Genomic DNA, 5,784 nt, shown 5'->3' with positions numbered 1-5,784 from the left:
CTTGAGCGGGTCCCATTCGAAATCCAGCTGCGGTGCGGCGGCGCTCAAGTGCGGCTCTCCGCCTTGCGCTTGAGCTGCCCGCGCTCGATGAACGCATCCAGCAGCTGAAGCACCTGGCGCTTGTCGGCCACGTCCAGCTTCTCGATGGCCAGCAGGCGCCGGCGCAGCCGGCTGTCGCCCTCCTGCTTGGCCAGGCGCCGCTTGGGCGCGCCCACGCCGAACAGCTCATCGATCGACACCCCCAGCGCGGCGGCGATCTGCGGCAGCAGATTGGCCGGCGGCGTGGCCGCCGGACTCTCGTAGTAGGCCACCATGCGCTGCGAGATGCCCAGCTCGGCGGCCAGCTCCACCTGCGTGAACCCGGCCGCCTTGCGCAGGCTGGCCAGGCGCTCGCCGAAGCTGGCGGGCGAAGCTGCGGCGACCGGTTGAATGCGTTTGCCCATCGAAATGCGTTCCAAGCGATGGGGCGAGTCTAGGAAGGTGTGGGGGTGCATTGAAGCCTCGGGCTTGACATGTATACATGCTGTGTATAGTGTGCCGTCCTTCAAATTGTTTAGCAACCCGGTGTATGTCCGGGACTGACGGAGAACGGCATGGCACGCATCCCCGAGCACGAGCTGCAGCGGCTGAAGGACGACATCTCGGTGCAGCGCCTGGTCGAGGCCTCGGGGGTGGAGCTCAAGCGCTGCGGCAAGGACTGGCTGGGGCGCTGCCCGTTCCACGACGACCGGGACGCCTCTCTCGTCGTGAGTCCGGCAAAGAACCTGTGGCACTGCTTCGGCTGCGGCATCGGCGGCGGGCCCATCGACTGGGTGATGAAGAGCCGGGGCGTGAGCTTCCGGCATGCGGTGGAGTTGCTGAAGGACGATCCTTCCTTAGCTGCTGGTGCTGCCCCTGCCAAGCGCACGACGGTGCGCAGCTTGCCGGCGCCGGTGGCCCTCGATGCTGATGACCAGGCGCTGCTGGCGCAGACGCTGGACTACTACCACCAGCGGCTGAAGGAGACGGCCGAAGCGCAGGCCTACCTGGCTGCGCGTGGGCTCGATCACCCGGCACTGGTGGACACCTTCAAGCTCGGGGTGGCCGACCGCACGCTGGGCTTGAGGCTGCCGCAGAAAAACCGCCAGGCCGGTGCCGCGATCCGTGAGCGCTTGCAGAAGATCGGGCTGCTGCGCGACAGCGGCCACGAGCACTTCAACGGCTCGCTGGTGGTGCCGGTGTTCGACGCGGCGGGCCAGGTGGTGGAGGTGTACGGGCGCAAGCTGCGCGACGACCTGCGCCCGGGCACGCCCAAACACCTGTACCTGCCGGGGCCGCATGCGGGCGTGTTCAACCTGGCCGGTGTCATCGAGGCGGGGCTGCGCGCGCCTGGCCAGCGTGACGTGATCCTGTGCGAGGCCTTGATCGACGCGCTGACCTTCTGGTGCGCCGGCTTCACGAACGTGACCAGCAGCTTCGGCGCGGAGGGCTTCACGGCCGACCTGCTGCAGGCCTTCAAGGTGCAGGGCATCGAGCGCGTGCTGATCGCCTACGACCGCGACGACGCGGGCGAGCGCGCGGCCGAAAAGCTGGCGCCCGAGCTGATCGGCGAGGGCTTCGAGGTGCTGCGCGTGGTGTTCCCCAAGGGCATGGATGCCAACGAATACGCGCGCAAGGTGACGCCGGCGGCGAAGTCGCTGGCGCTGGTGGTGCGGCAGGCGCAGTGGGTGGGCGGTGTGCGGCCGGTGCCGGCGGCTGAGGACAAGACGCCCGAGCCACAGTTGCCGACCGAAGACGCGCCGGCACTTCCTTCTTCAGCCGCCGAGCTGCCGGCGCCACGAGCGGATGAAAAGGCCGAGGAGGCTGTGCCGGCCGAGCTGCCCGACGAGCTGCAGCTGGACACCGGGGCGCTGGCCTGGCGCGTGCGCGGCTGGAAGAAAAACACCAGCGCCGAGGTCATGAAGGTCAACGTGCAGGCCAGGCGCAAGCCGGAACCTGGTGCGGCGGCCGACTCGACGCTGGGGGCGTACTTCGTGGACACGCTGGACCTGTACGCGGCCAGGAGCCGCGCGGCCTTCCTGCGCGCGGCCAGCGTCGAGCTGGGGCTGAGCGAAGACGCGATGAAACGCGAGCTGGGCGCCGTGCTGCTCAAGCTCGAAGCCTTGCAGGATGCGCTGCTCACGCAGGCACGCGAGCGCGTGAGTGCGGCCAAGGCGCCGGTGCTCAGCGCCGACGAAGAAGCCCAGGCCTTGGAGCTGCTGCAAAGCCCGAACCTCATCGAGCGCATCGTCACGGACCTGCACGCGCTGGGCGTGGTGGGTGAAGACTTGAACCTGTTGGCGGCGTACCTGGCGGCGGTGAGCCGCAAGCTGGACACGCCGCTGGCGGTGCTGATCCAAAGCTCGAGCGCGGCCGGCAAGTCGAGCCTCATGGACGCGGTACTGCAACTGGTGCCGGAAGAAGAGCGCATCCGCTACTCGGCGATGACGGGGCAGAGCCTGTTCTACCTGGGCGAGACGAACCTGCAGCACAAGATCCTGGCGATTGCGGAGGAAGAAGGCGTGCGCCAGGCCGCCTATGCCTTGAAGCTGCTGCAAAGCGATGGCGAGCTGACCATCGCCAGCACCGCCAAGGACGAGGCCACCGGCAACCTCAGCACGCGGCAATACACCGTCAAAGGCCCGGTGATGCTGATGCTCACGACGACGGCCATCGACGTCGACGAAGAGCTGCTCAACCGCTGCCTGGTGCTTACCGTCAACGAAAGCCCCGAGCAGACGCGCGCGATCCATGCGCGCCAGCGCCACAGGCAGACGCTGGAAGGCATGCTGCAGGCCGACGAGCGCGAAGCCATCGGCGCGCTGCACCACAACGCGCAGCGCCTGCTCAGCGCCGTGCGGGTGGTGAACCCCTACGCCAACGAGCTGAGCTTCGCGGCGAACAAGACGCGCGCGCGGCGCGACCACATGAAGTACCTGACGCTGATCCGTGCGATTGCGCTGCTGCACCAGCACCAGCGCGAGGTCAAGACCGTCGAACGTCGCGGCAAGCTCATCTCCTACATCGAGGTCACCAAGCAAGACATCGCGCTGGCCAACGCCATCGCGCACGAAGTGCTCGGCCGCACGCTGGACGAGCTGCCGCCGCAGACGCGGCGCCTGCTCACGCTCGTGCGCGAATGGGTGCAGGCCGAATGCACCGAGCGCAACGTGCCGCAAAGCCAATGGCGCTTCACGCGCGCGCAGCTGCGCGCGGCCACGCGCTGGGGCGACACGCAGCTGAAGGTGCACCTGGCGCGCCTGGTGGACTTCGAGCACCTGGCGCTGCACCGCCGCGGCCTGGCGCACGAGTACGAGCTGATCTACGACGCGAAACACGACGACGGCGGCGAGGACGCCCGTGCGCACTTCAGCGGCCTGGTCGACGTGGACGCACTGGCGCACGACTACGACGGCGACCGGTCGGGGTTGCAGGGCCTTCGGTCGGGGTCCGGTCGGCCCCTGGTCGGTGGGTGGTCGGGCCTCGGTCGGGGTGGGGTCGATGCGGTGCAAAGCGAGCCGCCATGCGGGTTGCCGGCCGATGCTAGGGCGCAAAAGCTCAACGGCGCCAAAACGCCTATCTCTGCCGAAACCGCGCCTCGTCCTGTCGTACCGACAGCCGCGCATTGACGGCCATGCGCCCCCGCGAGCGCTTCACCGCCGGTGCGCCGAACGACCTGCGCGGGCTGACCGCCGCGCTGCGGCGCTACCTCGAACACCTGGGCGTGCGCGGCTACCGGCCCAGCGGCATGGCCACGGCCGAGCGCTACATCCGCGAGTTCATCGGCTGGGCAGACGAACGCGGCGTGACGCATCCACAGCAAGTGACACGGCCGGTGCTGGAGCGCTACCAGCGCTGGCTCTACCACTACCGCAAGAAGGACGGTGCACCGCTGAGCGTGAGCAGCCAGCGCTGCAAGCTGGTGCCGCTGCGCGGCTTCTTCCGCTGGCTGACCAAGGCCGCCGAGATCCCGGCGAACCCGGCGGCCGACCTGGAGCTGCCGAGGAAGATCAAGCGCTTGCCGCGCACCGTGCTGACTGCCGAGGAGGCCGAGCGCGTGATGGCCGGCGTCGAACTGGAGACGCCGGTGGGCCTGCGCGACCGCACGATGCTGGAGCTGCTCTATGCGACCGGCATCCGCCGCCACGAGATCGCGCGGCTGGAGCTGGGCGACATCGAGGCCGAGCGCGGTGTGATGCTGATCCGCGAAGGCAAGGGCGGCAAGGACCGCTTGCTGCCTGTGGGCGAACGGGCGCTGTACTGGGTGAGCGAGTACCTCGAACGCGGCCGCCCGCTGCTGAGCTGGAACGCCGAGGACAAGACGTTGTTCCTCGGCGCCGAGGGCAAGCCGTTGAGCGCGCTGTGGCTGTCCACGCGCATGGCCCAGCGCGTGGACGCCGCCGGCATCGGCAAGCGCGGGGGCTGCCACCTGTGGCGCCACACGATGGCCACGCTGATGCTCGAAGGCGGCGCGGACCTGCGCTTCATCCAGGCGATGCTCGGGCATGCGGAGCTCTCGACGACGCAGATCTACACGCAGGTGGCGATCCGGCAACTGCAGGCGGTGCATGCGATGACGCATCCGGGCGCGAAGCGCCGCGCCAGGAGCGCGCAAACGGTCGAGGACGCCGCTACCTCTCACCCCGACGCGCCAAACGCCGCAGAGGCGCTTCTGCAGACCTTGGCGCGCGAAGCCGAGCAAGAGGCGGACGAGGATGCCGGCGGCGGCGTTGCAGCGGACGCCTGACGGCGCCGCTGAACTGCGGGCGCCGATGTCACCGACGGTGCGGGCGTCACGCGGCTTGCGAGAGCAACCCGCGCGCCGCTGGACACGTCGAGGCGTGCCACCGCCCTTGAAGCCAGGCGCCGCAAGCGGCGCGTAGCCACGAACACAAGCCCAGCCGGGCATTGAGCCCGTCAGTGCTTGGCAGGCGCAGCGGGGGAAGTGCCTGCGGCACTTCACATAACGGGCTGTTGCCCGCGCCCGGGCTGTTCGCTCGCCGGGCTCGCTCGGCAGCCCGAGCGCGCGCAACCCCCGTTATGTCTGGCGCCCCGCAGCGCCTGCGGCACTGCAGCGCGTGCGGCTGCGCCGCAAGGGTTCTGGCCAGTGCGCTGCGCGCAGTCCTCACGAGTGGAGCCCCCGCCCACCCCGGCCGGTCAGCCGGTGCGGGGTCGTGCCGCTGCGCGCCACTCCTTGCCCGCCCCGTCTGCCCGTCCTCCCGTCCGCCCCCGCAGGGGGCTCCCTCCAAAGTGGCTCACGCAAGAGCAACGCGGTCTCGATGCGGGGGCAAGCCGAAGTCTCGTCTTGCCCCCGCATGCGCAAGCGTGCGCCTGGCCGTGGCGCGTCAAGGCCAAGCCCTGCGGGCGCGCTGCGCGCGGCCTTGACTCGATGCGATACCGAGGGCCGCGACGAGAACACGGCGGCTAAGGAAGGAAGCGCCGGAGCTTCTTCCCCTTAGCCGCTGCGCCGCAGGCGCTCTTGAGGTCGCAAATTGCGACCTTAGACACTGCAGCCTCAAAACCGCACTTCGCGCGCGCGGGGCGCGCGCCAGGCGCTGGCGCGCAGGGCCTGCTGGGCGCCAAGCCGCGCCGATGCTCGCGCGCGGGGTGCTGTGGCTACGACGGAGCGTCGGACCAACTGCGTTTGGCAATGCGTTGGGTAGTTCCCTCGCGGCTGAAAGCACGAGGGGCAGCCAGCAGGAGGACGTGCTCGGGCAGTTCATCGACGAGCAGTTGCAGGCGCAGGACCGGCGCGACTTCTATAGC

3 protein-coding genes are annotated in these 5,784 nt (G+C 69.5%); 2 read left to right on the top strand and 1 reads right to left on the bottom strand.

All coding sequences use genetic code 11. From position 1 onward, the window contains the following. Positions 1-44: 44 nt before the first annotated feature. Positions 45-443, bottom strand: a complete 399-nt coding sequence (locus E8D38_RS27080) for a helix-turn-helix domain-containing protein (protein ID WP_246099725.1) — start codon at positions 441-443, stop codon at positions 45-47. Positions 444-593: 150 nt separating this feature from the next. Between E8D38_RS27080 and E8D38_RS27075 the strand changes: the two genes are divergently transcribed. Together E8D38_RS27075 and xerC are read left to right on the top strand one after the other, a co-directional pair. Continuing rightward, on the top strand, positions 594-3,647 hold the full coding sequence (locus E8D38_RS27075) for a CHC2 zinc finger domain-containing protein (RefSeq protein WP_140637390.1): 3,054 nt from the start codon (positions 594-596) through the stop codon (positions 3,645-3,647). A gap of 5 nt (positions 3,648-3,652) precedes the next feature. Beyond that, entirely contained in the window at positions 3,653-4,765 is a 1,113-nt protein-coding gene (xerC, locus tag E8D38_RS27070) for a site-specific tyrosine recombinase XerC (RefSeq protein WP_181179526.1), read from the top strand. Positions 4,766-5,784: the final 1,019 nt, after the last annotated feature.

It is taken from the genome of Methylibium rhizosphaerae (assembly GCF_006386545.1).
Classification (GTDB): Bacteria; Pseudomonadota; Gammaproteobacteria; order Burkholderiales; family Burkholderiaceae_C; genus Pseudorivibacter; species Pseudorivibacter rhizosphaerae.
Note: the sequence above shows the minus strand (reverse complement) of the source record. Positions and strands in the feature narration are given on the sequence as shown.

What these genes read in the sequence shown, in the direction of transcription:
- xerC (WP_181179526.1), top strand. Translation starts at nt 3,653, where the DNA reads ATGCGCCCCCGCGAGCGCTTCACCGCCGGTGCGCCGAACGACCTGCGC.
- E8D38_RS27080 (WP_246099725.1), bottom strand. Translation starts at nt 443, where the DNA reads ATGGGCAAACGCATTCAACCGGTCGCCGCAGCTTCGCCCGCCAGCTTC.
- E8D38_RS27075 (WP_140637390.1), top strand. Translation starts at nt 594, where the DNA reads ATGGCACGCATCCCCGAGCACGAGCTGCAGCGGCTGAAGGACGACATC.